Source organism: Bacillus cereus group sp. MYBK222-1, assembly GCF_051916425.1.
In the GTDB taxonomy this organism is placed as follows: domain Bacteria; phylum Bacillota; class Bacilli; order Bacillales; family Bacillaceae_G; genus Bacillus_A; species Bacillus_A paranthracis.
In genome coordinates, this window is record NZ_JBQAGP010000019.1 from 1 (window position 1) to 3,277 (window position 3,277).

Below are 3,277 nucleotides of genomic sequence, written 5' to 3' on the forward strand. Positions count from 1 at the left end.
CGAACACGGAAGTTAAGCTCTCTAGCGCCGATGGTAGTTGGGACCTTGTCCCTGTGAGAGTAGGACGTCGCCAAGCAACTAAAAACACAAGTCTTTTGACTTGTGTTTTTTCGTGTTTGGTAAACAATATTATACTGTTTCAATTATAGACGAACGTTGTATTCTGATGTCTTAATCATGGATATAGGTTCATCATACGCATTGAATATAAAACTATAATCGTTATTTGGCGATATTGGTTTAGTTTCTAATTCATAATAAATGTGACTGGGGCATATTGCGTTTTTTAACTCATCAATTACTAACCGTGCAAGATAGTTTGGAATGAATATGGTTTATAAAAATATACGATTCCTATACAGCATTGTCCAGTAGACATCTAGATTAATGGAGGGATGTTTAATTTTTAAAAATGCCCGACTAATATAAGGTGGCCGGTAGAAGAGATAGGTAAAAATTCAGCTAACCCCTCTACGATACCGAGTATGAAGGCAATAATGATATCGCTCATAGTTTCACTCCTAAAAATTAATGAATGTCTACTCTCTTAAAATAGAATAGTGTTGCGATAAATCCGAAAATCGTTGTTGCTGCAATGATCATATAAGAATACTCTGGTGGATATGTGGGTTGTAATTCATTATTTGCGATATCTAAAGTGGCGATCCAGGGAAATAAATCTTTATGTTTGGAATTTACGAGCATAAGATTAGTCATTGTAATAATGACTGTTAATATAATAGGCGGTACATAGCTCTTCATTACAAGAGTTAATAGAACAATAGGTGAAGACAATAGAAAAAGAAGTCCACCACAGGTTAAAAATTTTAGGAAAGAACCTAAAAGTAAAGCAGTGTTAAAACCAGGGAAGTTCCCCAATAGCCCTAATATTAAAGTAAGCGACCAAGCAACTAAAGTTAGCATCATGATCCAAAGGAAAAGAATGATGAACTTACTTATAATAAAACTAATACGTGACACGGGGATAGTTAGTAAATTTTTTAATGTGTCTTCTGCATATTCACGGGTAAACAGATAAGCAACTACTACTCCATATAAGGGGAACCCTATAACTAAAGTAGTGTATAAGTTAACTTCAGTGAATAATTGATGGAACCAAATAGTCGGAGTTGGCTGTTTGGTTTTTATATGTATATAAGAAGCTACTACGACTAAGAAAGGTGCGACACCAGCCCCAATAATACTAATTAAAAACATATTAGAGCGTTTTAGTTTTAATAGTTCTGTATAGAGTAGGTTAACCAATTGTTCCACCTCCAACTAGTTTGGTGAAATAATCTTCTAATCTGTCTTCGCTCATCATCATTTTTAATACTTCAATATCATTTAGAACAAACGTTCTATTGATGTATCCTTGTTGCCCGAAATGAGAGTAAATGCGAATATTCCCTTCATCATGTACCTCATAATCGAAAATTTGAAATTGATTTTCTAATAGTATCGTAGCCTTACTGTCATTATTCACCTGAAATTCTATGTATTTACGATTTGCTTTGCGTAGCGTATCAAGAGAAACTTCTCTAGTAACTTCAGAAAAGTCGAGTTCTTCTTCTTTTAGTGGAAATTCGTTAGCATCTAGCTTCGCCATATTGAATATCTCATCAACTAGGTGCTTCAAGTTATTTGATTTCATATAAAGTATTTTAAGATATTCTTGCTTTTCTATTTCAGAAGCAGCAACCTCATCTTTTAAGGCATCAATATAGCCAATAATGGAGGTAAGTGGTGTTCGTATATCGTGCGAGATACTAGACAGAAGTTTTTTTCTAGATTCCTCAGACCTCTTTGCTTCAATCCGAACCTTTTCTAATTCAGCTATTAGTTCGTTTATTGAAAAAACGATATTATGTAATGAACGATCATTGCTTGTAAATAATCTTGCTTGTAAATTACCTTTTAGTACACGACTTAATTTAGTATCTATTGATTTGCGGTGCTGAATGAATTGTATTCTTGAAAAGAAGAGATACATTGTAATTAAGATAAGGGTAATAAATAAAGATATTTTTACCCTTGGGTCCATTTGTATATTTAAAAGCCCGCAAATGATAAGTTGTAATGAAATAAGGGAAAGGGTTTTATCAGTCTTCAAGCTGTTCACCTACAAACTTATAACCAATTCCCCATACAGTCTGAATGAATTTTGGGTTGGAAGGATCGACTTCTATTTTCTTTCTAAGTTTTCGAATATGTACCATAACGGTATTGTCATCTTCTATATAATTATCGTCCCACACATTTCGGAAGAGCTGTGTTTTTGTAAATACTTGTCCTGGATTTGAAGTGAAGAATTTTAATAGTTCCAGTTCTTTTCCGGTTAAGTTAATTTCTTCTTTGTTTGTATGAACTGTATATGTATTTAAATCAATCAATAGGCCTTTAAAAGTTAGAGTTGTTTTCTTTTGTATATTAGCGTCACTTCCAAGAACTAAAAAACGCCGCATAAGAGCTTTTACACGTGCAATGACTTCATGAATACTGAAAGGCTTTGTAATGTAATCATCAGCACCAATGCTTAAACCTAAAATTTTATCAACTTCATGATCTTTAGCGGTTAGCATTAATATCGGTACGTTCGTTTTATCTCTAAGCTTTCTACATACTTCAATACCATCTACTTTCGGCATCATAAGGTCTAGTATAACGAGGTTATAGTTGTTTTGATTAAATAATTGTAAGGCTTCATCGCCATTAATCGCAGTATCTACCATATATAATTCTCGTTCCAAATATATTTTTAATAAATTTCGGATTTCTTTATCATCGTCTGCTATAAGGATACGTATATCTTTCATATCTTCACCTGCTTCTAATAGAGTTCATTGATAGTACAACAACCCTCTAATTATATAATATTATTTGTTAAAATAAGGTTAATAGTTTTGTTGGAGGGAAATGTCCACGTAAATTAAATTGAATATGTGTTGCAAGAATGAACTAATGAGAAGCAGAAGGTAGTTTCCGATAATGAATTTTTGCGGGGATGTATCTAGCTAAAAGAGCATAAAAGCATGTAATTAAATATCTTTATAAAAAGGTATTGACGATTGCTACTTAGAGGTGTAATATAGAACAAGTCGCCGATGACAACAACGTCGAAAGCGACAAACGAAATAAAAAACTTAGTTGACATTGAAAGATAAAAATGTTAACATAAGGAAGTCGCAAATGAGCGACCAAGTAGTTCTTTGAAAACTGAACGAAACAAACAACGTGAAACGTCAATTTTTATTTTAGATGCTAGACAAACTAACTT

Annotated in this window: 3 protein-coding genes, 1 rRNA gene and 1 pseudogene; 1 reads left to right on the plus strand and 4 read right to left on the minus strand. The window is 33.0% G+C overall.

All coding sequences use genetic code 11. The annotated features are described in order from the left end of the window. Window positions 1–76: ribosomal RNA gene (gene rrf, locus ACTFR9_RS27450) — 5S ribosomal RNA — on the plus strand; the annotation flags it as partial. A gap of 336 nt (window positions 77–412) precedes the next feature. On the opposite strand, the pseudogene ACTFR9_RS27455 reads toward rrf, so the two are convergent. From ACTFR9_RS27455 to ACTFR9_RS27470, 4 genes and pseudogenes are all read right to left on the minus strand, one after another. After that, window positions 413–511, minus strand: a pseudogene (locus tag ACTFR9_RS27455) (undecaprenyl-diphosphate phosphatase); the annotation flags it as partial. Between the two features lie 17 nt (window positions 512–528). After that, a complete protein-coding gene (locus tag ACTFR9_RS27460) occupies window positions 529–1,266 on the minus strand; it encodes an ABC transporter permease (protein WP_000247724.1) in 738 nt (245 codons plus the stop codon). Beyond that, window positions 1,259–2,113, minus strand: coding sequence for a histidine kinase dimerization/phospho-acceptor domain-containing protein (locus tag ACTFR9_RS27465; protein ID WP_229136884.1), 855 nt, complete (start codon window positions 2,111–2,113; stop codon window positions 1,259–1,261). Before ACTFR9_RS27465 ends, ACTFR9_RS27460 begins: the two co-directional genes overlap by 8 nt. Then, window positions 2,103–2,816 (minus strand): response regulator transcription factor, encoded by a 714-nt coding sequence (locus tag ACTFR9_RS27470; RefSeq protein WP_000651988.1) that lies wholly within the window; start codon window positions 2,814–2,816, stop codon window positions 2,103–2,105. The genes ACTFR9_RS27465 and ACTFR9_RS27470 overlap by 11 nt, the downstream gene beginning before the upstream one ends. Window positions 2,817–3,277 lie beyond the last annotated feature (461 nt).

Excerpts from the sequence above, each read along its gene's own strand:
- ACTFR9_RS27470 (WP_000651988.1), bottom strand. The coding sequence starts at position 2,816 with ATGAAAGATATACGTATCCTTATAGCAGACGATGATAAAGAAATCCGA.